Genomic DNA, 23,352 nt, shown 5'->3' with positions numbered 1-23,352 from the left:
TTAAGGCGATGAAAATAGTCACTTTCAGAAGTTAAATTGGACTATTTGTCGCGGTTTACGCTGGTGTCTGCTGCGCGATTTGGATAGGCTGATTCTAAGGCCGCTTATGGGAAAAATCCGTAAGAATCCAAGGGCACGCAGGTATGAACGACCTACGCAAGATCAGCATCGACGGGCGGGTAGTAGAAGTCCCCGCCGCCATGACCCTGATACAGGCCTGTGAGGCCGCCGGGGTCGAAATTCCGCGATTCTGTTACCACGAACGCCTCTCGATTGCGGGGAACTGCCGCATGTGTTTGGTCGAAGTGGTCGGCGGGCCGCCGAAACCTACGGCCTCTTGCGCGATGCAGGTGCGCGACCTGCGCCCCGGCCCCGAAGGTGCGCCGCCGGTGGTGTTGACACAAAGCCCGATGGTGCAAAAAGCGCGGGCGGGGGTGATGGAATTCCTGCTGGTCAATCACCCGCTGGACTGTCCGATTTGCGACCAAGGGGGCGAGTGCGATCTGCAAGACCAGGCCTTTGCTTATGGTCGCAGTGAAAGCCGGTTCATCCTGCCCAAGCGCGCCTCGGACGATATCGATCTGGGGCCGCTGGTCGAGACTCATATGACGCGCTGCATCAGTTGTACGCGCTGTGTCCGGTTTACGACCGAAGTTGCCGGTATCACCCAAATGGGTCAGACGGGCCGCGGCGAGGATGCCGAGGTGACGTCATACCTCGGGCAGACGCTGGATTCGAATTTACAAGGCAATATCATTGACTTATGCCCCGTTGGCGCGCTGACATCCAAACCCTACGCCTTTACCGCCCGCCCGTGGGAGCTGACAAAAACCCCCAGCATCGACGTGATGGATGCGCTGGGCAGCAATATTCGTATCGACACGCGCGGGCGCGAAGTCATGCGTATTTTGCCCCGCAACCATGACGGCGTGAACGAGGAGTGGATCTCGGACAAGACGCGGTTCATTTGGGACGGTATCCGACGGCAACGGCTTGATCGGCCGTATATCCGCGAAGATGGCCGGTTGCGCCCTGTCTCGTGGCCCGAGGCTTTGGCCCTGTTGGCGCAGAAAGCGACGGGCGTGAAAGTGGCCGGTCTGGTGGGCGATTTGGCCTCGGTCGAGGCAGCTTATGCGTTGAAACTACTGGTGGAATCGCTGGGTGGTCAGGTGGAATCGCGTCTGGATGGCGCGGCGCTGCCATTGGAACGGGGCGGTTATGCCGGCACCGCGCGGATCGACGATATCGACCATGCGCGCCACATTACGCTGATCGGCACCAACCCCCGGGTCGAATCGCCCGTTCTGAACGCCCGCATTCGCAAGGCATGGTTGGCGGGGGCCGAGGTGACGATGGTGGGTACGCCCGCCGATTTGACTTACGCGGTTCACCATGCAGGCGACAGCGCCGCCGCCATCGCGGATTTGCCGCGTGATCCGGTCGAGGGTGGTTTGATCATCATCGGGCAGGGCGCGTTGATGGATGGCGGCGCAACCTTAGCGGCGGCGTTTGACTTGGCGGCGGCACAGGGCGGTAAGGTGCTGGTATTGCACACCGCCGCCGCGCGCGTCGGCGCGCTGGATGTCGGCGCCGCGACCGAGGGCGGCCTTGATGCTGCGTTGCAGGGCGCGGGGCTGATTTACGCGCTAGGCGTCGATGAGATTGACCTGCCCGAGGGGCCATTCGTGGTCTATCAGGGCAGCCACGGCGATCGCGGTGCGCATCGTGCCGATCTGATCCTGCCGGCGGCCTGCTATGCCGAGGAATCCGGCCTGTTCGTGAATACCGAAGGTCGTCCGCAACTGGCTTTGCGCGCAGGCTTCCCCCCGGGCGAGGCGCGCGAGAATTGGGCCGTGCTGCGGGCCGTTTCGTCGGCGTTGGGCGCGCCCTTGCCGTGGGATACTTTGGCCGCGCTGCGCCAGCATCTGGTGCAGGCGCACCCGCATCTGGGCCTGTTGGACGTGGTGCCGGAAAATCCGGCCCCCGCCTTGGCGCAGGGCCCACTGGGGCAAGGGACTTTCCCCGCCGTGGTGACGGAATTCTATCTGACAAACCCGATTGCGCGTGCCTCCGCCCTGATGGGGCAGTTGGCGGCGGGTGTCAGTCGACGGGCCATCGCGGCGGAGTAGAGCATGATTGCATTTCTGACCCAGAACCCCGTCGGCATCGTGCTGCTGATCACGTTGCAAAGCTTGCTGGTCATGGTTTTGGTGCTGCTGGCTTTGGCGTTTTTGATGTATGCCGACCGTAAAGTCTGGGCAGCCGTGCAGTTGCGGCGCGGGCCAAACGTGGTTGGGCCGTGGGGGCTGCTGCAAAGCTTTGCCGACCTGTTGAAATACGTGGTCAAGGAAATCATCGTCCCTGCAGGTGCGGACCGATTTGTCTTCTTCTTGGCCCCGATGATGTCGTTTGTGCTGGCCATGGCGGGCTGGGCGGTGATCCCGTTCAGCGACGGCTGGGTCGTGGCCGACATCAACGTGGCGATCCTTTATATCTTCGCGGTTTCCTCGCTTGAGGTCTACGGCGTGATCATGGGGGGCTGGGCGTCGAATTCGAAATACGCGTTCCTCGGGGCGCTGCGGTCGGCGGCGCAGATGATTTCGTACGAGGTGTCGATCGGCCTGATCATCATCGGGATCATTATCTCGACCGGATCGATGAACCTGTCGGACATCGTGCATGCGCAAAACGGGCCCTACGGGATCTTCTCGTGGTACTGGGTCGTGCATTTCCCGATGCTGTTCCTGTTCTTCGTCTCGGCGTTGGCCGAAACAAACCGCCCGCCGTTCGATCTGCCCGAGGCCGAGTCAGAACTGGTGGCGGGCTATCAGGTCGAATATTCCTCCACCCCGTTCCTGTTGTTCATGATTGGCGAGCTGACGGCCGTGACGCTGATGTGCGCGCTGGTGACTCTGCTGTTCCTTGGTGGGTGGTTGTCGCCCATTCCTGGGGTGGCTGACGGGGTGATCTGGTTTATTATCAAGGTTTTGGCATGCTTCTTCATCTTCGCTTTGGTGAAAGCCACAGTGCCGCGCTATCGCTATGACCAGTTGATGCGCATTGGCTGGAAGGTTTTCCTGCCCATGTCGCTGGGCTGGGTCGTCATCGTGGCATTCCTTGCAAAATTCGAAGTTCTGGGCGGCGCATGGGCCCGCTGGGCAACAGGAGGCTAGAGGCATGTCGCAAATCGACTATACCCGCGCTGCGAAATACTTTCTGCTCAAGGATGTATGGGACGGCTTCCGCTTGGGGATGAAGTATTTCTTCCGCCCGCGCCCCACGGTGAACTACCCGCACGAAAAAGTGCCCCTGTCGCCGCGGTTCCGCGGGGAACACGCGCTGCGCCGCTACCCCTCGGGCGAGGAACGCTGCATTGCCTGCAAGCTGTGCGAGGCGATCTGCCCAGCCCAAGCCATCACGATTGATGCCGAGCCGCGCGACGACGGCAGCCGCCGCACCACGCGCTATGACATCGACATGACGAAGTGCATCTACTGCGGCTTCTGCCAAGAGGCCTGCCCCGTGGATGCCATCGTCGAAGGCCCGAATTTCGAATTCGCCACCGAGTCGCGTGAAGAGCTGTTCTACGACAAAGACCGCCTGCTGGCGAACGGGGACAAGTGGGAAGCCGAAATTGCCCGCAACCTCGCCGCCGACGCGCCGTATCGGTAAAGGGATAGCATGGCCTTTATCTTTTACCTTTTTGCGGCGGGTGTTCTGGCGGGCGGATTGATGACCGTCACCGCGCGCCACCCCGTCCATGCCGTGCTGTGGCTTATCTTGGCGTTTTTGTCGGCTGCGGGTTTGTTCGTGCTGCTGGGCGCCGAATTCGTCGCGATGATTCTGATGATCGTCTACGTCGGGGCGGTTGCGGTGCTGTTCCTATTTGTAGTGATGATGTTGGATGTGGATTTCGCGGCGATGCGCGCGAATGCGGGGGCCTATCTGCCCGTGGGGATCCTGATCGGGGTGGTGATCGCCGCGCAGCTTGTGGTCGTGTTCGGAAATTGGGGCTTTGCCCCAAGCGCCGCTGCCAATCTGGATGCGCCGGTGCCGGCTACAGTGGATAATACGCAGGCCTTGGCCGCGATTTTGTACGACCGCTACTTCCCTGCGTTCCAGCTGGCCGGCCTTGTGCTGCTGGTCGCCATGATCGGGGCCATCGTGTTGACGATGCGCCACCGCCAGGATGTGAAACGGCAGGATGTGATGCAGCAGATGATGCGCGATCCGGCGCAGGCTATTCGCATGGTGAACCCCAAGCCGGGCCAAGGGTTGGAGGATGACGCATGATGACCATCACGCTGGGCCATTACTTGGGCGTCGCGGCGATTTTGTTTGTGATCGGCGTGTTCGGCCTGTTCCTGAACCGCCGCAACGTGATCATTCTGCTCATGTCGATCGAGCTGATCTTGCTGGCGGTGAATATCAATTTCATCGCGTTTTCCAGCTACTTGGGTGATCTGACGGGGCAGGTGTTCACCCTGTTCGTGCTGACGGTCGCCGCGGCGGAATCGGCCATCGGGCTGGCGATTATCGTGACGTTCTTCCGGCGGCGCGGCGCGATCGGCGTCGAAGACGCCAATGTGATGAAGGGGTAACCTGATGGAGCACATCATCCTTCTGGCCCCCTTGGTCGGCGCGGTTGTGACCGGTTTCGGCTGGCGCGCGCTGGGCGAGCAGTTGGCGACATGGGTGGCCACGGGCATCATGCTGCTGGTGGCCGCGCTGTCATGGGTCGTGTTCTTCCGGTTTGCGGGCGATACGCAGGTGATCCACCTGCTGCGCCTGATCGATGTAGGCACGCTGCAGGTCGATTGGGCAATCCGGCTGGATCGGCTGTCCGCGATCATGCTGGTGGTGATAAACTCGGTCTCGGCTTTGGTGCACCTCTATTCGCTGGGCTACATGGCGCATGACGACAACTTCGCCCATGGCGAAAGCTATCGCCCGCGCTTCTTTGCCTATCTGTCGCTGTTCACCTTTGCGATGCTGCTGCTGGTGACGGCCGACAACCTTGTGCAGCTGTTCGTCGGTTGGGAGGGGGTGGGCCTCGCGTCCTTCCTGCTGATCGGGTTTTACTTTCGCAAAGACAGCGCGAACGCGGCTGCCATGAAGGCCTTTGTCGTCAACCGCGTGGGCGATTTGGGCCTGTATCTGGCGATGATGGTGCTGTTTCTGGCGACAGGCTCGTTGAACTTCGCCGATATTTTCGCCGCCGCGCCCGCGCTGGCCGAAAGCGGCATCCCTTTCCTGTGGCGCGATTGGAGCGTGACCGAACTTGCCGCGCTGCTGCTGTTCGTCGGGGCCATGGGTAAATCCGCCCAGCTGTTCCTGCACACATGGCTGCCCGACGCGATGGAGGGGCCGACCCCCGTGTCCGCCCTGATCCACGCCGCGACGATGGTGACGGCGGGCGTGTTCCTGCTGTGCCGCATGTCGCCGATTTTGGAGTTTGCGCCAATTGCCACCGGTTTTGTGGTCGTCATCGGGGCCGCCACTGCGTTCTATGCGGCGACAGTGGCGCTGGTGCAGAACGACATCAAACGCGTCATCGCCTATTCGACCTGTTCGCAGCTGGGCTACATGTTTGTGGCGGTCGGGGTGGGGGCCTATGGCGTTGCAATGTTCCACCTGTTCACCCACGCCTTTTTCAAGGCGCTGTTGTTCCTTGGGGCGGGCTCGGTCATTCACGCGACAGACCATGAACAGGATATGCGCAATTACGGCGGCCTCGCCGGTCAGATCCCGTTCACCTTTGCCATGATGATGATCGGCACGCTGGCCATCACGGGCGTCGGTATCCCGCTGACGCAAATCGGTTTCGCGGGCTTCCTGTCAAAAGACGCAGTGATCGAAAGCGCCTTTGCAGGAGCGGGCTTCCTTCCTTTCGCGGTGCTGGTCGTTGCTGCGGCGCTGACCAGCTTTTACAGCTGGCGGCTGATTTTCCTGACATTCTTCGGCAAGGCGCGGGGCGATGGCCACCACCACCCGCACGAAAGCCCGCTCGTCATGCTGGTGCCGATGGCGGTGTTGGCTGTGGGTGCGGTGCTGGCGGGTGTGATCTGGGTGGGCGATTTCTTTGGCCATGTCGATCAGGTCGGGGCGTTCTTCGGTATTCCCGTGGCAGATGCGGGCCATCACCACTACGCGTTTACCGGTCAACCGGGGCAAGGCGCACTGTTCATCGCCCCCGATAACCATGTGCTGGACGACGCCCACGCTGTGCCAGCTTGGGTTAAAGTCGCGCCCTTTGTGGCGATGCTGCTGGGCCTTGCCGTCGCGGTCGTGTTCTACATCACCCGCCCCGCGCTGCCCGCGCAACTGGCCGCGCGCTGGGGTGGGGTGCATGCGTTCCTGATGAACCGCTGGTATTTCGATGAGCTTTACGACCGCGTTTTCGTGCGCCCCGCGCAGGCGATCGGCCGCGCGCTGTGGCATGGCGGGGACGAGGCGGTGATTGACGGCGCCCTGAACGGTGTCGCCATGGGGCTGATCCCACGGGCCACGCGGGCGCTGTCGCGCGCGCAGACCGGCTATCTTTTCCACTATGCCTTTGCGATGGTGATCGGTGTTGTCATCCTGCTGCTGTGGCTGTTCCTGTTTGCAGGGGGGCGCTGAATGTTGCTGTCCTTAGTCACGTTTCTACCGGCCATCGGCGCGCTGGTGTTGGCGCTGTTTTTGCGCGGCGAAGGCCCTGCAGCCCAGCGAAATGCCCGCTGGGTGGCGCTGGGCACAACGGTTGCGACGTTCGTTGCCTCGCTGTTCATCCTGTTCGGGTTCGACCCCGCCTACGACGGTTTCCAGTTTGTCGAGGATCGCGCTTGGGTGATGGGCCTTTCCTATCGCATGGGCGTCGACGGCATCTCGGTGCTGTTCATCATGCTGACCACCTTCCTGATGCCGCTGGTGATCCTAACCAGTTGGGAGGTGAGCGAGCGCGCCCGCACGCTGATGATCGCGTGGCTGCTGCTGGAAACGCTGATGATCGGCGTGTTCGCGGCGCTGGATCTGGTGCTGTTCTACCTGTTCTTCGAGGCCGGCCTGATCCCGATGTTCCTGATCATTGGCGTCTGGGGCGGGCAAAACCGCGTCTACGCGGCGTTCAAATTCTTCCTCTACACCTTCCTTGGATCAGTGCTGATGCTGGTCGCTATGCTGGTGATGTACTGGGATGCGGGCACAACCTGTATCGCCGCGTGCGGCGAAGGCGGGGTCGAGCTGCTGAACTACAGCTTCCCGATGGCAGGGGGCATGCAGGTGCTGTTGTTCTTGGCGTTCATGGCCAGCTTTGCCGTGAAGCTGCCGATGTGGCCCGTGCACACATGGCTGCCCGATGCGCACGTGCAAGCGCCAACCGCAGGCTCGGTCGTGCTGGCGGCGGTGCTGCTGAAAATGGGCGGCTACGGCTTCTTGCGCTTTAGCCTGCCGATGTTTCCGCTGGCCAGTGAAATGCTGGCCCCGCTGATGCTGTGGCTTTCGGCGATTGCGGTGGTCTATGCCTCGTTGGTCGCGCTGGTGCAGACCGACATGAAGAAGTTGATCGCCTATTCGTCGGTGGCGCATATGGGCTTCGTCACCATGGGCCTGTTCGCGCTGAACCGCCAAGGGATTGACGGCGCGATTTTCCAGATGATCAGCCACGGCTTCATTTCTGCCGCGCTATTCCTGTGCGTCGGCGTCATCTACGACCGCATGCACACGCGCGAGATTGCGGCCTTTGGCGGACTGCTGAACCGTATGCCCGTCTATGGCGCACTGTTTTTGCTGTTCACGATGGCCAACATCGGCTTGCCGGGCACGTCTGGCTTTGTGGGCGAGTTTTTGGCACTGATGGGCGCGTATCAGGCCAATAGCTGGGTCGCGCTGGTCGCGGGGACTGGTATCATCCTGTCGGCTGGCTACGGGCTTTGGCTGTTCCGCCGTGTCATCATGGGGGCGATCACGCACAAGCCGTTGCAGGCGATTGCAGATTTGACCCCCCGCGAAATCGCCATTTTTGTGCCGCTTGTCGTGATGACCCTGCTGCTGGGGGTCTACCCCAGCCTTGTCACCGACATCACCGGCCCTAGCGTGCAGCGTTTGGTCGACCATGTGGCCGCCGAAATCGCCGCTGCCGGAGGATACTAGCATGTCTGCCGATCTCGCGCTGATTTCGCCTGAAATTGCCTTGGCTTTGTTCGCGATTGCCGCCCTGATCTGGGGGGCCTTTGGCGGGCACGACAAGCTGGCACCGCTGCTGCACAGTCTGACAGCGGGGGTGCTGGCCATTCTGGGGCTGGTTGTGATGTTCCGCGCCGATGGCGTGGGTTTTGGCGGCCTGATCACGATCGATGGCTTCGCCCGTTTTGCGCAGGCGGTTATTTTACTGTCGGCAGCGGCTGTTCTGGCGATTGGCCAAGGCTGGTTGGCGGACCGTGCGATGCTGCGGTTTGAATACCCCGTGCTGGTCGCGCTGGCGGTGCTTGGCATGCTGGTCATGGTCAGCGCCAGCGACCTGATCACCCTCTATATGGGGCTCGAGCTTCAGTCGCTCGCCCTCTATATCCTTGCCGCATTCGGGCGCGAAAACGCCCGTTCGTCCGAGGCGGGGCTGAAATATTTCATCCTCGGGGCGCTGTCGTCGGGCCTGCTGCTGTATGGCGCGTCGCTGACCTACGGCTTTGCGGGCACCACCAGTTTCGCCGGCATCGCGCAAGCGGCCGAGGGGGCCAGCATCGGCCTGCTGTTCGGGCTGGTATTCCTGCTGGCCGGGGTCGCGTTCAAAATCTCGGCCGTGCCGTTCCACATGTGGACGCCCGATGTGTACGAAGGCGCACCCACCCCCGTCACCGCATTCATGGCAGCCGCGCCCAAGGTTGCGGCCATGGCTATGCTGGCGCGCATTGTGCACAGCGGCTTCGGCCCCATCTTGGCCGACTGGCAACAGATCATCGTGGTACTGTCGCTGCTGTCTATGTTCCTTGGGGCCATCGCGGGCATTGCGCAGCGCGATATCAAACGGCTGATGGCGTATTCGTCGATTGCCCATATGGGCTATGCGCTGCTCGGCCTTGCCGCCGGAACCGCCTTCGGGGTCGAAGCGATGCTGGTCTACATGGCACTCTACGCCATCATGAGCATCGGGGCCTTCGCCTTTATCTTGTCGATGGTGCGCGACGGTGCGCCGATCAGCCAGCTTGACGCACTGAAGGGGCTGGGCTGGGCGCAGCCCGCGCGCGGGTTGGCGGTGCTGGTGCTGATGGTAAGCTTGGCGGGCATACCGCCCTTCATCGGGTTCTTTGGCAAGCTTTACGTCTTGCAGGCAGCGATTGACGCAGGGCTGATCTGGCTGGCAGCGGCGGGGGTGGTTGCCTCGGTCATCGGGGCGTTCTACTATCTGCGCATCGTCTACCTGATGTATTTCGTGCCGGCCGAGGGGGATTTGCAAGCCCCTGCCGATTGGCCGCTGCGGGTGGCGCTGGCCGTCTCGGCACTGGCAACGGCGCTGGGTGCGCTTAACCTGTTTGGACTGGAACCCTTGGCCGCCATCGCAGCGCAATCCCTCATCCCCTGATGACCGTACTTGACGAAGAATGGCCCGCTGGTGTCGGGCGGGTCGTGCACGACCGTATCGACAGCACTATGTTCGAGGCGCGCCGCATGGCCGAGGCGGGCCTGACGCAGCCGACGTGGATCCTTGCGTTGGAACAAACAGCGGGCCACGGCCGGCGGGGTAGGGCGTGGCGGCACCCGCTGGGGAATTTCGCGGGCACGATCGTGTTTCGGCCCGCAGGCGATGCACACGCCGCCGGATTGCGGTCGTTCTTGATGGCGAACGCGCTGCGCACGGCGCTGGCCGAATACGTGGCGCCCACGCGGCTCGGGCTGAAGTGGCCCAATGATGTGCTGCTGGATGGCGGCAAGGTCGCGGGGATTTTGCTGGAAAGCCGCACGGCTGGGGCGCAGGTCGATTGGCTGGCCATCGGTATTGGCGTCAATCTGGCCAGCGCGCCCGATCCCGACGGCAGCGTCTTTGCCCCCGTTGCACTGGGCGAGGCGCCGCCCAGCCCGCAGGAATTTCTGCCGCGACTGGCCCGCGCCTTCGCCGCGCAAGAGGCGCTTTTTGCCGCCCACGGCTTTGGCCCGATCCGCCAAATGTGGCTGGATCACGCCGTCATGCTGGGTAAACCCATCGTCGCCCGCCTGCCCAACGCTACACATGAAGGCACGTTCGAGGGCCTCGACGACGACGGCAATCTACTGCTGCGCACCCCGCAGGGCCTGCGCACCATCGCCGCCGCCGAGGTGCATTTCGGCGGCTGATAGCCGCACATCCGCAGCTGTCGGTGTAAAATATCCGCGTGGGGGCTTGCATCCCCGCGCGCGGAGGGCGATGTGCATTGCAACCGGATCGCGTGTGATCCCTCAGTCGCGGGTTGCCTTTACGGCACCTGCATCCCTTCAACAAATCAAGGAAACTCAATGTCTCAGGATCGACTGATCTACCTTCCCCTCGGCGGCGCGGGCGAGATCGGCATGAACGCCTATGTCTACGGCTACGGCAAACCCGGCGAGGAGCGGCTGATCGTTGTAGATCTGGGCGTCGCCTTCCCCGATATGGACACCACCCCCGGCGTTGATCTGATCTTCGCCGATGTGAAATGGCTGGAAGAACGCCGCGAGCGGATCGAAGGCATCATCATCACCCACGCGCACGAAGACCACATCGGGGCCATCGGGCACCTGTGGCCGCGTCTGCGCGCGCCTATTTATGCGCGCAAATTCACGGGGCGCATTGCGGAATCCAAGCTGGAAGAAAGCGGCGCTCCGATCAAATCCGTGCTGCATATCGTCGAGCCGTGGCCCGCGCAGACAATCACCATGGGCCCGTTCAGCGTGGGGTTCCTGCCGATCAGCCACTCGATCCCCGAAAGCGCGGGTCTGATCATCGACACGCCCAAGGGACGCATCCTGCACACCGGCGACTTCAAGATCGACCGTGATCCGGTCGTTGGCGAGGCCTTTGACGATGCACTGTGGAAGCGTGCAGCCGAAGGGGGCGTAAAGGCGCTGATGTGCGATTCGACCAACGTGTTCAGCCCCGCCCCGGGCCGTTCGGAATCGACCCTCGCCCCCGAGGTCGAGAAGCTGATCGCCAGCGCCGACGGCATGGTTGTGGCTACGACGTTCGCCTCGAACGTTGCGCGTCTGAAGACGATTGCGAATGCAGCTACCGCTGCCGGCCGCCGTATCTGCCTGCTGGGCCGCGCCATGCGCCGCATGGTCGAGGCTGCGCTGGAAACCGGCCTTTTGACCGATTTCCCCGCCGTGATCTCGCCCGAGGAAGCCGCCGACATGCCGCGCCACAAAGTTCTGCTGCTGGTCACTGGGTCGCAGGGTGAACGCCGCGCAGCATCCGCGCAACTGGCGAACGGCAGCTATCTGGGCCTGAAGCTGAAAGAGGGCGATCTGTTCCTGTTCTCGTCCAAGGTCATTCCGGGGAACGAGCGCGGCGTGATCCGCATTATGAACATGCTGTCGGAAAAGGGCGTCGATATCGTCGACGACGCAGGCGGGCGCTACCACGTGTCGGGCCACGCAAACCGCCCCGATCTGCAGACTATGCACCGCATCGTCAACCCGCAGCTGATCGTGCCCATGCACGGTGAACACCGCCACCTGCGCGAGCATGTGAAGTTGGCAGAGGAAAGCAATATTCCCGGCTTCTTGGCCGTGAACGGCATGATGCTGGACCTGACGGACGATCGCCCGAAGGTTGCGGAATACATTGATACCGGCCGCACCTATCTGGACGGCTCGGTCCAGATCGGCGCGATGGATGGCGTCGTGCGCGACCGCATTCGTATGGCGCTGAACGGCCATGTCACCGTCACGCTGATTATCGACGAACATGACGAGCCGCTGGGTGATCCGTGGTGCGAAGCCATGGGCCTGCCTGAACTGGGCCGCGGCAACGCCCCGCTGGTCGAGGTGTTGGAGGCCGAGCTGACCAAATACCTGCGCCGCGCCGACGATAAGACGCTGCTGAATGACGATGCGCTGGAGAAAGAACTGCGCAAGATCACGCGCAATACGGCCAACAGCGAAGTCGGCCACAAGCCCGAAGTGACCGTGATTATCTCGCGTTTGGTCTAAGAAAAAAGTGCCGCGGCTGATCTCAGTCGCGGCACAAATATACGGCGCCGCCGACGCCGACGATGGTGACCGCGCCAGCCGCCAGCAGCGCAGGGCCCGACACGGCAGCCGTCAACGCCTGTGCGCCCGCGCCCAAAGCTTGCATGACGCTGCTGGCTTGTCCGGTCATCATCAATGTGCCGGCTGTGCCTGCCACAGCGGTCACACCATCACCAACATCATCAATGTCGCGCCCGGTCGCGATTTCAGCGCCGCGCCGCAGGATGTCGCCCGATGTGTCGGCGGCCATATTGACGTATTCGCAGGTGGTTTTGCGGCATTCGCCGCGATAGTTGCGCGCGCCCGGTGCCAGCAACCACGCGCTGTCCTCGTCCGTGCGGGTCAAACAGTAGCCGGATGTATCCTCTAGGCCCATCATGCCGCCGATAAAGGCGATCGTGACCTCGGAATCGCAGGGGGGGTAGTCGCCCTCGGCACGGCCGCGACCGTTCCAGGAATTTGTCATCCGTTCGCGCCAACCGGCCGAGCTGTCGGTCACGGTGCCCGCAACGATGATGAGGTGCTGGTCATTGACATGGGCGGTGCAGGTTTGATCCTGCGCCGCCGCAGGCCCTGCGAAGGGCAGGGCGAGTAAAACAACCACCGCTGCGGCTGCTGTGCGTTTCATAGCGTTGCTTAAGCCTTTTTGCGTCGCTCGGCAAAACTATAGCGGATGAAGTCCGGCATGTCATCACCCCAGCCCCCGTTGCCTAGTGCGTCGTGGCGATCGTCGCGGTTGCGGCGGTCTTCGCGTGGGCGACGTTCCTCGCGAGGGGCACGCTCTTCACGCGGGGCACGGTCTTCGCGGGTGCGGCGGTCATCGTGCGCCGTCGTATCGGCAGTCTTGGGTGCGGCTTGCGCTACATCTTGCGGGGCGTCAGCCTGCGGGGCGGCGACGGCCTCCTCGCGACGGGGCTTGCGGCGGCGCGAACGCTCGACTTGCTTACCTTCGCTGCTCTTGCCCTCTGCCGCCGTGGTCGCGGGGGCGTCGGCGCGCTTGGCGTTCCGCTCGCTTCGCGATTTAGGCACGGCGGGCATGTCTTTCAGCGGGTTCTCGACACGCGGGATCTCTTGCTGGACTAGCGTTTCGATAGCGGCCAGATTCTTTTCGTCGCGCGGCACGCAGATCATCAGCGTCGAACCCTTGCGACCTGCGCGGCCCGTGCGGCCGATACGGTGGACGTAGTCTTCGGCATGGCTGGGCACATCGAAGTTGAACACGTGGCTGACCGACGGAATATCGAGCCCGCGCGCCGCAACATCAGAGGCGACGAGGAACTTCACCGACCCGTCGCGGAAGCCGTCCAGTGTGCGCATCCGCTGCGATTGGTCTAGATCGCCATGCAGCGGCTCGGCATTGTAGCCGTATTTCTTCAGCGATTTCGCGACGACATCGACATCAAGCTTGCGGTTGCAGAAGATGATGGCATTGGTCAGCGCCTCGCCCTCGCCGTCGATCAGCGCGCGCAGGACGGCGCGTTTTTCCGACGGCTCGCGCTCTTTGTTGCTGCCTTTGAACAGAACGACGCCTTGGGTGATGTTCTGGTTGGTCGTGGCAGCGCGGGCCACCTCTATTCGCGCGGGGGCGGAGAGGAAGGTGTTGGTGATCCGCTCGATCTCGGGGGCCATGGTTGCGCTGAAGAACAGCGTCTGGCGGGTAAATGGCGTCAGCTGGAAGATACGCTCGATATCGGGGATGAACCCCATGTCCAGCATGCGGTCGGCTTCGTCCACGACCATGATCTGCACGCCGGTCAGCAGCAGTTTGCCGCGTTCGAAATGGTCCAGCAGACGACCGGGGGTGGCGATCAGCACGTCGACACCGCGGTCGATCATCGCCTCTTGGTCTTTAAAGGAAACGCCACCGATCAGCAGGGCTTTGGTCAGCTTGGTATACTTCGCATACATGTCGAAGTTTTCGGCAACTTGGGCGGCCAGCTCGCGCGTGGGGCACAGCACCAAGCTGCGCGGCATGCGCGCGCGGGCGCGGCCTTGCGACAGCAGTTGGATCATCGGCAGCGTGAAGCTGGCGGTTTTGCCGGTGCCGGTCTGGGCGATGCCCAGCACGTCGCGCCCGGCCAGCGCCTCGGGGATCGCGCCCGCTTGGATCGGGGTCGGTGTGGTGTAGCCTGCTTCGGCAACGGCCTGCAGAACCTTCGGGTCGAGGTTCAGATCGGAAAATTCGGTCATTCGCGTCCTGTCATTGCGGGAACGGCCCCGCAAGAATGAAAGAAAGGGACGCATGGGTCTGAGCGTCCCGTCGGTTCACCCGCCGTATGCGGGGTCAAGGGCAATTATCTGAATTGGGTCTTTGCGTCAATCATTGCAGGGTTTTTGCGCGCGATTGTGGCACCTTTGCAGGAGGGGCACGTTGACGCGCGGCCCGTCCGTGGTAAACCGCAGGGAATTCTGATCAACCAGCCAAGGCGGCGCGGGCCGCCCGAAGGACTGAAATGAACCTGTTTACCCAGATGCGGGCGCTTGTGATTGCCTGCCTTGACCAGCTTGTAACGGAAGGTGTGATCCCGGCGGGATTGGCGACCGATAATGTCACGGTCGAACCCCCGCGAGACGCCGGCCACGGCGACATGGCCACGAATGCCGCAATGGTTCTGGCCAAACCCGCAGGTGTCCAGCCGCGCGTGATCGCCGATGCGCTGGCCGCAAAGCTGGTGCAAGATCCGCGTGTCGAAAAGGCCGAAGTCGCGGGCCCTGGGTTCTTGAACCTGCGTCTGGCCGCCGATGTGTGGCAAGAGGTACTGCGCGCCGTACTGTCGGATGCGGGCTTTGGTCGCTCGACGCTGGGGCAAGGGCAGCGGGTGAACGTTGAATACGTCTCTGCCAACCCGACGGGGCCGATGCACGTGGGCCACACACGCGGCGCGGTGTTCGGCGATGCGCTGGCATCGCTGCTGTCCTACGCTGGCTATGATGTCACGCGCGAATACTACATCAACGATGGCGGCGCGCAGGTCGACGTGCTGGCGCGATCTGCGTTTGAACGCTACCGCGAGGCGAACGGCCTGACCCCCGACATCCGCGAGGGGCTCTACCCCGGCGATTACCTGATTGAGGTCGGACAGGCGCTGAAAGACAAGTATGGCGACAGCCTGCTGGACCAGCCCGAATCCGTCTGGCTGCTGGACGTGCGCGAATTCGCCACGCAGCAGATGATGGATATGATCCGCGCCGATCTGGCGCTGCTGAATGTGAAAATGGACGTCTTTTCCTCGGAAAAGGCGCTGTATGGCACGGGCAAGATCGAATCGGCCATCGCCAAGCTGGAAGCCCAAGGGCTGATCTATGAAGGCGTGCTGGAGCCGCCGAAAGGCAAGTTGCCCGAGGATTGGGAGCCGCGCGAGCAAACGCTGTTCCGTTCGACCCTGCATGGCGACGACGTTGATCGCCCCATCAAGAAGTCGGACGGGCAATGGACGTATTTTGCGCCCGACATCGCCTACCACTACGACAAAGTCGAGCGCGGCTTTGACCTGCTGATCGACGTGTTCGGCGCCGACCATGGCGGCTATGTCAAACGCATGAAGGCGGCTGTTTCGGCGCTGTCGGGGGGCAAGGTGCCGCTGGACGTCAAGCTGATCCAGCTGGTCAAGCTGTTCAAAAACGGCGAGCCCTTTAAGATGTCGAAGCGCGCGGGCACATTTGTCACGCTGCGCGATGTGGTCGAACAAGCTGGGGCGGACGTCACCCGCTTCGTCATGCTGACCCGCAAGAACGACGCGCCGCTGGATTTCGACTTCGACAAAGTGCTCGAGCAATCCAAGGACAACCCCGTTTTCTACGTGCAATACGCCCATGCCCGCGTGCATTCGGTGCTGCGCCGCGCGCGCGATGCGGGGTTGGATGTGTCGGATGCCGCGCTGATCGGCGCCGATCTGTCGCGCCTCGGGCACGAGGCCGAGCTGAAGGTCATGCGCCAGTTGGCCGAATGGCCCCGCCTGATCGAAATCGCCGCCCGCGGGAACGAGCCGCACCGGATTGCCTTCTATCTGTATGAATTGGCATCGGATTTCCACGCCCTGTGGAACCGTGGCAACGACGATACCTCGCTGCGCTTCTTGCAAGAGGGGGACGCCGAAACGTCACAGGCGAAAATCGCCCTCATCCGCGCCGTGGCTGTTGTGATTTCTGCGGGTCTTGGTATCCTCGGGGTCACGCCGGCCGAGGAATTGCGCTGATAAAAGCGCGCTGACGAACAAGCACCGCGGGCCGCGCGATCGGGCAATTCAGACGGGTGCATCCGCACGGGTGCCCCGCCAGAGCGAGGCACAGGCTGATGGCATCCATCACCGAGGGTGAAACCCGCCGTGATCCCCCGCCGCCGCAACGCGGGCGGCGCAAAGCGGCGTTGCAGATGATCTGGCTATGTATCTCGTTGGGGACGATGGTCGCCGTGGGCCTGTGGGGCTATCGCCTTTTATTGCGCGAGGCTGCCGGAACGCCCATGGTCCACGCCAGCAGCGGGCCGGTGCGTACAGCGCCCACAGCACCCGGCGGGTCGCTGGCGCAAAACATCGGGCTGTCGGTGAATGCCGTTTTGGCGCGTAACCCCGATGCTGCCTCGGAAAGTGACGTGGTGATTTTGGCGCCGCAATCCGCCGGCCTTACGCGGGAAGATCTGTCGCAGCAGTCGCGCTACATGTCGGGCGCGGGTGCGCTGCCCAACGGAATGCCTGACGAGGTTTTGTCCGCGGGCGATGTTCTGCAGATCGCCGGTGACGATGCGCCGGTCGATTCGATTGACGATCTGCTGGCACAGCTGATCAACCCCCCCGTGGTTGAGGGGGCAACCGCACAAGCTGCGCCGCCCGCCGCCCAAGGGTCTGGTCAAGGATCTGGCCCTGCTGTCATGCGCCCGCAGCCCCGCCCGCGCAGCGCCGTTTATGCTGCCGCCGCTGCAACGCCCGTCGCCCCCGCCCCGCAAACCATCGCGTCCGATGTAGCTGCGGGCACCCCCTTGGTGCAGCTTGGGGCCTTCCCCTCGACCCAAGGGGCCACCGCCGAATGGGAGCGCCTCAGCCGCAACTTCACCGATTTTCTGCGGGGAAAAACGCCCGTCATCCAACAGGCGACCAATGGCGGCAACGTGATCTATCGCTTGCGCGCATCTGGCTTTGCCGATCTGGATGATGCACGCCGCTTCTGTGCGCTGATGGTTGCGGCGAACGGCGCTTGCATTCCCGTGCAGGCCAGCTAAGGCCACTTCTCCGTTAACCGCAGCCCTTCAACCCGAGTGCGAACCGCGCCATGCCCCATTCCGCTGTTATTTTTGGCTGTGCAGGCCCCAAACTGTCACAGGCCGAGGCCGATTTCTTCCGCGCGGCGCAGCCGTGGGGGTTCATTTTGTTTGGCCGCAACGTCGAATCGCCCGAACAGCTGCGCCGCCTGACCGGCGATCTGCGCGCTGCCGTTGGGTGGAACGCGCCGATTCTGATCGACCAAGAAGGTGGCCGGGTCCAGCGCTTGCGCCCGCCCCATTGGCGCGCCTTCCTGCCCGCGCTTGAACAAATGGAACGCGCCAGCGACGCGCTGCGCGCGCAGTGGCTGCGCAACCGCCTGATCGCCGCTGACCTTGCTGCCGTCGGCATCGATGTGAACTGCGCCCCGCTGGCCGATCTGGTCGAGCCCGAGACCCACGAATCCCTGCGCGGTCGCCTTTATGGCGAAACTGTTGCGGGCGTTGTCGCGGCGGCCAATGCGGCGGCGGACGGCCTGTTGGCGGGCGGCGTGCTGCCAGTGCTGAAACACATTCCGGGCTATGGCCGCGCCAATGTCGACAGCCACCTGCACCTGCCCACCGTGACCGCGCCGCTGGATGAATTGCTGGCCCGCGATTTCGCGCCCTTCATCGAATTGCGCGATATGGCGATGGGCATGACTGCGCACGTCGTCTATACGGCTATCGACCCAGAATTGCCCGCCACCGTGTCGCCGGCGATGATTGCGCTGATCCGGCAAACCATCGGCTTCGATGGGCTGCTGATGAGCGATGACGTCTCGATGAATGCGCTGTCGGGGACGATTGCGCAGCGCGCTGCCGCCACCGTCGCGGCGGGTGTCGATCTGGCGCTGCATTGCAATGGCGATATGGTCGAGATGGAGGCCGTGGCCGGCGCCGTTCCCCGTGTCACCGTTGCCGCCGTCGCGCGCGCCGCACGTGCGCTGGGGCAGCGACGCACCCCCGACGCGGCCGATCTGGATGCGCTGTGGGATGAACTGCAAGGCCTGATCAATGTCTGACGGACAACCGTTCGGGGGCGCGCCGGTCAGCGATCTGGACCTGCGTCTTCAGGCTGAGGCGCTGATCGTAGACGTCGGCGGGTTTGAAGGGCCGCTTGACTTGTTGCTGACGCTGTCGCGCACCCAAAAGGTTGACCTGCGGCAGGTGTCGATTTTGGCGCTGGCCGAACAATATCTGGCCTTTATTGCCGCAGCCAAGGAATTGCGGTTGGAACTGGCTGCCGACTATCTGGTGATGGCGGCGTGGCTTGCCTTCTTGAAGTCTCGCCTGCTGTTGCCCGCCGACCCGAAGGCCGAAGGGCCATCGGGCGAGGAACTGGCCGCGCATCTGGCCTTCCAGCTGGAACGCCTTTCAGCCATACGCGAGGCCGCCGCCAAGCTGATGGCGCGCGATCAGTTGGGGCGCGAACGTTTTGTGCGCGGCGACCCTGGCCAGATCCAACGCAACCGCACGGTTAAATGGTATGCCACGCTCACCGACTTGATGCAGGCCTATGCCCGCCTGCGCACCCGCGAGGAATTCCGCCCCTTTGCGTTGGAACGCGAAGCCGTAATGACGATGGATCAAGCTCTCGAGCGGATGCGCAAGCTGATCGGCTTTACCGGCGATTGGACCGAGATCAGCGGCTATCTGCCGGCAGATTGGCGCGAAACGCCAGAAAAATGGCGTTCTTCGACGGCGGCAACCTTTGCCGCAGCGCTGCAACTGGTAAAGGAGGGGCGGGCCGAGCTGCGCCAAGATAGCAGCTTCGCCCCGATCGAAATTCGTAAACGAGGGGCCCATGGCTGAGATTTCTAGCGCCGAACGCATGGTCGAGGCGATCTTGTTTGCCGCGCGCAAGCCCCTGAACGCCCGCCAACTGGCCGCCCGCCTGCCGGAAGGCGTCGATATTGCGGGCGCGCTGGCGACGCTGCAGGCGCGCTATACCGGCCATGGCGTAACCCTGACGCGCGTGGGCGAGGCGTGGGCCTTTCGCACCGCTGCCGACCTGTCGCATCTGATGCGCGAAGAGGTCGAGGAGATGCGCAAACTCTCGCGCGCGGGGATCGAAACGCTGGCCATCATCGCCTATCACCAGCCCGTCACCCGCGCCGAGATCGAAGAGATCCGCGGCGTTTCGGTGAACAAAGGCACGCTCGATCAACTGATCGAGCTGGAATGGGTGCGTGTTGGCCGCCGTCGCATGACACCGGGTCGCCCCGTCACCTATATCGTGACCGAGGCGTTTTTGGACCAATTCGGCTTGGAAACCGCGCGTGATCTGCCGGATTTGAAGGAAATGCGCGCGGCGGGATTGCTGGAAAGCCGCTTGCCGCCTATCGTCACGAACAAGGCAGACGAAACCATCCTCGAGGAGGAGTGAAATGCCGCGAATTCTGATGATGTTGGCGCAGCGCATCCTACTGCCCATCTTGGCACGCAAATCGGGCGGTGGCCGACAAATGCGCAGCGCCCAACAGCTGACCCGATTCCTGCGCCGCTTTATGCGCTTTTAGGCGCCTTCCAGCGGCGGTGAACCCAGAACCATTGCCCGGGGGTCGCAGCAATTCGCGCCTCCAGCCGTTTGGTCGCCATCGTCATCATCGTGACGGGGTCGCTGTGGGGGATGGGGGCTTCCAGCACGGCGGTGAAGTTCAACCCATCGGGAGTGCGCGTCGCGAAGTAAGGAATCAGCAGTGCATCGAATTTCAGCGCCATTTCCGCCGCCGACAGCGATGTCAGCGCGGGTTGACCCAAAAAAGAAATCTGCGTCCCATTCAGGTCATGTACGTCGAACAGTAGTGTCGCCATGCCGCCCGCGCGCAGGTGGCGCACGAAGCCCATCGTGCCACGGCGTCCCTGCGGAAAGACGGGGCCGGACACACCTTCCATCGTTTGGACATAGTGGCTGTTGAAATACGGGTTCCGCATGGGGCGATAGATGCCGCCAATCGTGTAGCCCATCCGATGCAAGATATGGCGCGGTACTTCGTAATTCGAAAAATGCGCTGTCAGGAACAGCACGGGCCGCCCTGCAGCCTTTGCCTCGGCCAGTGCAGCCAGCCCCTCGCCGGTGATCTGGGTGCTTTGCAGTTGCTTGTCCAACGCGCCACTGGAGTAGTTCTCGATTAGGGTGCGGCCCATATTGTCCAGCACCGTATCGGCAATCTCGCGGCGGCGTTCGGGCGGCATTTCGGGGTAAATCATCGCCAGATTGACCAGCGCCCGCTTGCGGTAACCTGCCAAAGGGCCAATGATATGCCGCGTAATCCACCCCATCATCGCCACGCGCCGCGCATAGGGCAGCGCGCGGGCCAGCGCCAACAGCGCACGCAACGTCCGGTCTGTCGCTAGGTCGGCAAAAGTACCTTCGGGCACATCGGATGATTGGGTCTTGGCCATGGGGGTCCGCCGTTAATGTGCCCCCGTGATACGCAAGGAATAGCCCCAAGTGCAAGCCTCAGGCGTCCTCATCCTCGTCGCCCTTCCGCATTAGGCTGATCTCGCCCTGATCCGCCGCCTCGCGCAGTGTCGAGACGATGATTCCCATGGCTTTTTCGACCTCGGACTTGCGCGGGGCATCCAGCGCAGCAGCTTCCTCGCGGAGGGAATCCGCCAAGCGCTGGGGGATGTTGGCCAGCAAATAGGCGGTTGTTTGCGCCTCTGGTGTATCGGCATCGGCTGCGGCGATGACCAACGCCAGATCTGGCGGGTCAATCTTACGCAAAATCTTGGGCACGTCGGTCGGGTGCAGGCGCGCAGGGATGTGCGCGTAGGTAAAGATCGCCTTGCGGACCTGATCGGCAAAGGCCGGATCGTCCTCGCCCAGCCCCTTCAGCACGCTATCGCGTGTGCGCTGGGTGCTGGCGTTCAGAATCGCCCCGACGCGCTGGTCAGGCGGCCGGTCAAATGCAGGGGCTTCGACCGCGCAATAGTCGCGCACGATGGCTTGTCCGATGCGGTGCAGCGCCAAGGGGCTGACATGGTTCGCGCGCGAAAAGGCCAAGGCCACGCGCCGCGCCCGATCCCCCGGGATTAGCGATAGCGCCTCGGCCGCGCGGTTGACGGGCAGGCGCGACAGGATAACGGCGGCGATCTCGATGCTCTCGCGGGTGAGGGGGGCGGCCAATTCGTCCGACTTCATGGTGCGGATCTGAGCCCAAGGGTCGCTGCCAACGCGGGCCGCAGCCTCGGACCGCAGGCGGGCTGCGGCACCGGGGCTGAGGTGCTGGGCCACGGCGGCAAGCGTGCCTTCCATATCGGTCGGCGCAGCCAGCCCCAGCCCTTCCAACTCGTCGATGAATTCGCTGACAACAGCATTGACGGTCGCACGATCGACCAGCCGCAAGTTACTGATTTCGTGGGTCAATCGCACCTGCACATCTTCGGGCAGGCGGGCGAGGGGGGGCGTCTGCCCCTCGCGCAGTAGGGCCTGCACAACGATGGCTGCTTTACTGGCGCGGGAATAGTGGTCGATGTGTTGCACTGCGGGGCACCGGATTGGGACACTTTCGTCCATCCTGCGCCCCGCAAGGTTAAGGCGTGGTTACGTTTCGCCGAAAACGCGCCGGAAAATCGTGTCGACGTGTTTGGTATGGTAACCGAGGTCGAATTTTTCCTCGATTTCGGCAGGTGTCAGCGCGGCGGTGACTTCGGGGTCGTTTAGCAGTTCGGTTTTGAAGTCCGCGCCGTGTTCCCAAACCTTCATCGCGTTGCGTTGGACCAGGCGGTACGAATCCTCGCGCGAGACACCGGCCTGCGTCAGCGCCAGCAATACGCGCTGCGACATGACAAGACCTTTGAACTTGTTCATGTTTTTCAGCATGTTCTCGGGGTAGATCACCAGCTTTTCGATGACGCCGGCCAAGCGGTTCAGCGCGAAATCCAGCGTGATGGTCGTGTCGGGTCCAATCGCCCGCTCGACCGAGGAGTGGCTGATGTCACGTTCGTGCCAAAGGGCGACGTTTTCCAACGCGGGCGTGACCGACATGCGCACAAGGCGCGCAAGGCCGGTCAGGTTTTCGGTCAGCACGGGGTTGCGTTTGTGTGGCATGGCCGAGCTGCCCTTTTGGCCAGGGCTGAAGAACTCCTCGGCCTCCAGCACCTCGGTGCGCTGCATGTGGCGAATCTCGATCGCGACGTTTTCGATGCTGCTGGCGATGACGCCCAGCGTGGCGAAGAACATCGCATGGCGGTCGCGCGGGATGACTTGGGTGCTAATCGGCTCTGGCGTCAGGCCCAGCATTTTGCAGACATGTTCTTCGATATAGGGGTCGATGTTGGCAAAGGTGCCGACTGCGCCCGAAATTGCGCCAGTTGCAACTTCCGCCCGCGCGGCTTGCAGGCGGGCGCGGTTACGGTCCATCTCGGCGTAGAAGCGGGCGAAGGTCAGGCCCATCGTGGTCGGCTCGGCATGGATGCCGTGGCTGCGGCCGATGCGGACGGTGTCTTTGTGTTCAAAGGCGCGGCGCTTGAGCGCGACCAGCACTTTGTCCATATCAGCCAACAAAATGTCGGCGGCGCGTACCAATTGCACGTTCAACGTGGTGTCCAGCACGTCGCTGCTGGTCATGCCTTGGTGAACAAAGCGGGCGTCTTCGGCGCCGATATGTTCGGCCAAGTGGGTCAGGAAGGCGATGACGTCGTGCTTGGTGACAGCCTCGATCTCGTCAATGCGGGCGACGTCGAAAGCGACATCCTTGGCGCGCCAGACAGCCTCGGCATTGGCCTTCGGGATCACCCCCAACTCGGCCTGCGCGTCGCAGGCATAGGCCTCGATCTCGTACCAGATTTTGAATTTGGTCTCGGGCGACCAAATAGCAACCATTTCGGGGCGGGAATAGCGCGGGATCATCGGCGGGCCTTTGGTTGGTAGGGGATGGCCGCGTCATAAGCGCCGCGGCCCCTGTGGGCAATGAAAAAGGGCGCCCTGCGGC

21 protein-coding genes are annotated in these 23,352 nt (G+C 62.8%); 16 read left to right on the top strand and 5 right to left on the bottom strand.

Going from position 1 to position 23,352, the window contains the following annotated elements:
- The first annotated feature begins 143 nt into the window (after nt 1-143).
- From nuoG to BVG79_RS09260, 10 genes are all read left to right on the top strand, one after another.
- On the top strand, nt 144-2,129 hold the full coding sequence (gene nuoG, locus BVG79_RS09305) for an NADH-quinone oxidoreductase subunit NuoG (RefSeq protein WP_085786646.1): 1,986 nt from the start codon (nt 144-146) through the stop codon (nt 2,127-2,129).
- Between the two features lie 3 nt (nt 2,130-2,132).
- A complete protein-coding gene (gene nuoH / locus BVG79_RS09300; RefSeq protein WP_085786645.1) occupies nt 2,133-3,173 on the top strand; it encodes an NADH-quinone oxidoreductase subunit NuoH in 1,041 nt (346 codons plus the stop codon).
- 4 nt (nt 3,174-3,177) lie between these two features.
- On the top strand, nt 3,178-3,672 hold the full coding sequence (gene nuoI / locus BVG79_RS09295; RefSeq protein WP_085786644.1) for an NADH-quinone oxidoreductase subunit NuoI: 495 nt from the start codon (nt 3,178-3,180) through the stop codon (nt 3,670-3,672).
- Nucleotides 3,673-3,681: 9 nt separating this feature from the next.
- A complete protein-coding gene (locus BVG79_RS09290; protein ID WP_085786643.1) occupies nt 3,682-4,293 on the top strand; it encodes an NADH-quinone oxidoreductase subunit J in 612 nt (203 codons plus the stop codon).
- A complete protein-coding gene (nuoK, locus tag BVG79_RS09285) occupies nt 4,293-4,601 on the top strand; it encodes an NADH-quinone oxidoreductase subunit NuoK (RefSeq protein WP_085787344.1) in 309 nt (102 codons plus the stop codon). Before BVG79_RS09290 ends, nuoK begins: the two co-directional genes overlap by 1 nt.
- 4 nt (nt 4,602-4,605) lie before the next feature.
- The gene (gene nuoL, locus BVG79_RS09280) at nt 4,606-6,621 is read left to right on the top strand and encodes an NADH-quinone oxidoreductase subunit L (RefSeq protein ID WP_085786642.1); all 2,016 of its coding nucleotides are present in this window, start codon (nt 4,606-4,608) and stop codon (nt 6,619-6,621) included.
- On the top strand, nt 6,622-8,130 hold the full coding sequence (locus tag BVG79_RS09275; protein WP_085786641.1) for an NADH-quinone oxidoreductase subunit M: 1,509 nt from the start codon (nt 6,622-6,624) through the stop codon (nt 8,128-8,130).
- A gap of 1 nt (nt 8,131) precedes the next feature.
- Nucleotides 8,132-9,556 (top strand): NADH-quinone oxidoreductase subunit NuoN, encoded by a 1,425-nt coding sequence (gene nuoN, locus BVG79_RS09270; RefSeq protein ID WP_085787343.1) that lies wholly within the window; start codon nt 8,132-8,134, stop codon nt 9,554-9,556.
- Nucleotides 9,556-10,305 (top strand): biotin--[acetyl-CoA-carboxylase] ligase, encoded by a 750-nt coding sequence (locus tag BVG79_RS09265; protein WP_085786640.1) that lies wholly within the window; start codon nt 9,556-9,558, stop codon nt 10,303-10,305. The genes nuoN and BVG79_RS09265 overlap by 1 nt, the downstream gene beginning before the upstream one ends.
- A gap of 159 nt (nt 10,306-10,464) precedes the next feature.
- Nucleotides 10,465-12,138 carry a ribonuclease J gene (locus tag BVG79_RS09260; RefSeq protein WP_085786639.1) on the top strand — a complete coding sequence of 558 codons (1,674 nt, stop codon included), beginning with the start codon at nt 10,465-10,467 and terminating at the stop codon, nt 12,136-12,138.
- 22 nt (nt 12,139-12,160) lie between these two features.
- On the opposite strand, the gene BVG79_RS09255 is transcribed toward BVG79_RS09260, so the two are convergent.
- Nucleotides 12,161-12,805: a hypothetical protein gene (locus BVG79_RS09255; protein WP_085786638.1), complete on the bottom strand. Its 645-nt coding sequence runs from the start codon at nt 12,803-12,805 to the stop codon at nt 12,161-12,163.
- An 8-nt stretch (nt 12,806-12,813) separates the two neighbouring features.
- Nucleotides 12,814-14,367 carry a DEAD/DEAH box helicase gene (locus BVG79_RS09250; RefSeq protein WP_085786637.1) on the bottom strand — a complete coding sequence of 518 codons (1,554 nt, stop codon included), beginning with the start codon at nt 14,365-14,367 and terminating at the stop codon, nt 12,814-12,816.
- 263 nt (nt 14,368-14,630) lie between these two features.
- Between BVG79_RS09250 and argS the strand changes: the two genes are divergently transcribed.
- From argS to BVG79_RS13840, 6 genes are all read left to right on the top strand, one after another.
- Nucleotides 14,631-16,373 (top strand): arginine--tRNA ligase, encoded by a 1,743-nt coding sequence (gene argS / locus BVG79_RS09245; RefSeq protein WP_085786636.1) that lies wholly within the window; start codon nt 14,631-14,633, stop codon nt 16,371-16,373.
- A 98-nt stretch (nt 16,374-16,471) separates the two neighbouring features.
- Nucleotides 16,472-17,392: an SPOR domain-containing protein gene (locus tag BVG79_RS09240; RefSeq protein ID WP_085786635.1), complete on the top strand. Its 921-nt coding sequence runs from the start codon at nt 16,472-16,474 to the stop codon at nt 17,390-17,392.
- 50 nt (nt 17,393-17,442) lie between these two features.
- Nucleotides 17,443-18,435 carry a glycoside hydrolase family 3 N-terminal domain-containing protein gene (locus BVG79_RS09235; RefSeq protein WP_085786634.1) on the top strand — a complete coding sequence of 331 codons (993 nt, stop codon included), beginning with the start codon at nt 17,443-17,445 and terminating at the stop codon, nt 18,433-18,435.
- Entirely contained in the window at nt 18,428-19,225 is a 798-nt protein-coding gene (locus BVG79_RS09230) for a segregation and condensation protein A (protein ID WP_085786633.1), read from the top strand. The genes BVG79_RS09235 and BVG79_RS09230 overlap by 8 nt, the downstream gene beginning before the upstream one ends.
- Nucleotides 19,218-19,799, top strand: a complete 582-nt coding sequence (scpB, locus tag BVG79_RS09225) for an SMC-Scp complex subunit ScpB (RefSeq protein WP_085786632.1) — start codon at nt 19,218-19,220, stop codon at nt 19,797-19,799. Before BVG79_RS09230 ends, scpB begins: the two co-directional genes overlap by 8 nt.
- Nucleotide 19,800: 1 nt before the next feature.
- Nucleotides 19,801-19,932: a hypothetical protein gene (locus tag BVG79_RS13840; RefSeq protein ID WP_257789401.1), complete on the top strand. Its 132-nt coding sequence runs from the start codon at nt 19,801-19,803 to the stop codon at nt 19,930-19,932.
- Here BVG79_RS13840 and BVG79_RS09220 read toward each other — a convergent pair.
- Genes BVG79_RS09220 through purB form a run of 3 tightly spaced genes read right to left on the bottom strand, consistent with a single transcriptional unit; the run spans nt 19,919 to nt 23,270 of the window.
- Nucleotides 19,919-20,818 (bottom strand): lysophospholipid acyltransferase family protein, encoded by a 900-nt coding sequence (locus BVG79_RS09220; protein ID WP_085786631.1) that lies wholly within the window; start codon nt 20,816-20,818, stop codon nt 19,919-19,921. The two genes, BVG79_RS13840 and BVG79_RS09220, sit on opposite strands and share 14 nt — an antisense overlap.
- A gap of 58 nt (nt 20,819-20,876) precedes the next feature.
- Entirely contained in the window at nt 20,877-21,902 is a 1,026-nt protein-coding gene (locus BVG79_RS09215) for a flagellar motor switch protein FliG (protein WP_198167836.1), read from the bottom strand.
- 60 nt (nt 21,903-21,962) lie between these two features.
- On the bottom strand, nt 21,963-23,270 hold the full coding sequence (gene purB, locus BVG79_RS09210; RefSeq protein WP_085786629.1) for an adenylosuccinate lyase: 1,308 nt from the start codon (nt 23,268-23,270) through the stop codon (nt 21,963-21,965).
- Nucleotides 23,271-23,352: the final 82 nt, after the last annotated feature.

The sequence above is a fragment of the Ketogulonicigenium robustum genome (assembly GCF_002117445.1).
Classification (GTDB): Bacteria; Pseudomonadota; Alphaproteobacteria; order Rhodobacterales; family Rhodobacteraceae; genus Ketogulonicigenium; species Ketogulonicigenium robustum.
This window is presented reverse-complemented; position numbering and strand designations above follow the sequence as displayed.

Coding starts and splice junctions, on each gene's coding strand:
- BVG79_RS09290 (WP_085786643.1), top strand. CDS start 3,682: ATGGCCTTTATCTTTTACCTTTTTGCGGCGGGTGTTCTGGCGGGCGGA.
- nuoL (WP_085786642.1), top strand. CDS start 4,606: ATGGAGCACATCATCCTTCTGGCCCCCTTGGTCGGCGCGGTTGTGACC.
- scpB (WP_085786632.1), top strand. CDS start 19,218: ATGGCTGAGATTTCTAGCGCCGAACGCATGGTCGAGGCGATCTTGTTT.
- BVG79_RS09260 (WP_085786639.1), top strand. CDS start 10,465: ATGTCTCAGGATCGACTGATCTACCTTCCCCTCGGCGGCGCGGGCGAG.
- BVG79_RS13840 (WP_257789401.1), top strand. CDS start 19,801: ATGCCGCGAATTCTGATGATGTTGGCGCAGCGCATCCTACTGCCCATC.
- BVG79_RS09265 (WP_085786640.1), top strand. CDS start 9,556: ATGACCGTACTTGACGAAGAATGGCCCGCTGGTGTCGGGCGGGTCGTG.
- nuoH (WP_085786645.1), top strand. CDS start 2,133: ATGATTGCATTTCTGACCCAGAACCCCGTCGGCATCGTGCTGCTGATC.
- nuoG (WP_085786646.1), top strand. CDS start 144: ATGAACGACCTACGCAAGATCAGCATCGACGGGCGGGTAGTAGAAGTC.
- BVG79_RS09275 (WP_085786641.1), top strand. CDS start 6,622: ATGTTGCTGTCCTTAGTCACGTTTCTACCGGCCATCGGCGCGCTGGTG.
- nuoN (WP_085787343.1), top strand. CDS start 8,132: ATGTCTGCCGATCTCGCGCTGATTTCGCCTGAAATTGCCTTGGCTTTG.
- BVG79_RS09235 (WP_085786634.1), top strand. CDS start 17,443: ATGCCCCATTCCGCTGTTATTTTTGGCTGTGCAGGCCCCAAACTGTCA.
- nuoI (WP_085786644.1), top strand. CDS start 3,178: ATGTCGCAAATCGACTATACCCGCGCTGCGAAATACTTTCTGCTCAAG.
- purB (WP_085786629.1), bottom strand. CDS start 23,270: ATGATCCCGCGCTATTCCCGCCCCGAAATGGTTGCTATTTGGTCGCCC.
- BVG79_RS09220 (WP_085786631.1), bottom strand. CDS start 20,818: ATGGCCAAGACCCAATCATCCGATGTGCCCGAAGGTACTTTTGCCGAC.
- argS (WP_085786636.1), top strand. CDS start 14,631: ATGAACCTGTTTACCCAGATGCGGGCGCTTGTGATTGCCTGCCTTGAC.
- BVG79_RS09250 (WP_085786637.1), bottom strand. CDS start 14,367: ATGACCGAATTTTCCGATCTGAACCTCGACCCGAAGGTTCTGCAGGCC.
- BVG79_RS09255 (WP_085786638.1), bottom strand. CDS start 12,805: ATGAAACGCACAGCAGCCGCAGCGGTGGTTGTTTTACTCGCCCTGCCC.
- BVG79_RS09240 (WP_085786635.1), top strand. CDS start 16,472: ATGGCATCCATCACCGAGGGTGAAACCCGCCGTGATCCCCCGCCGCCG.
- BVG79_RS09230 (WP_085786633.1), top strand. CDS start 18,428: ATGTCTGACGGACAACCGTTCGGGGGCGCGCCGGTCAGCGATCTGGAC.
- nuoK (WP_085787344.1), top strand. CDS start 4,293: ATGACCATCACGCTGGGCCATTACTTGGGCGTCGCGGCGATTTTGTTT.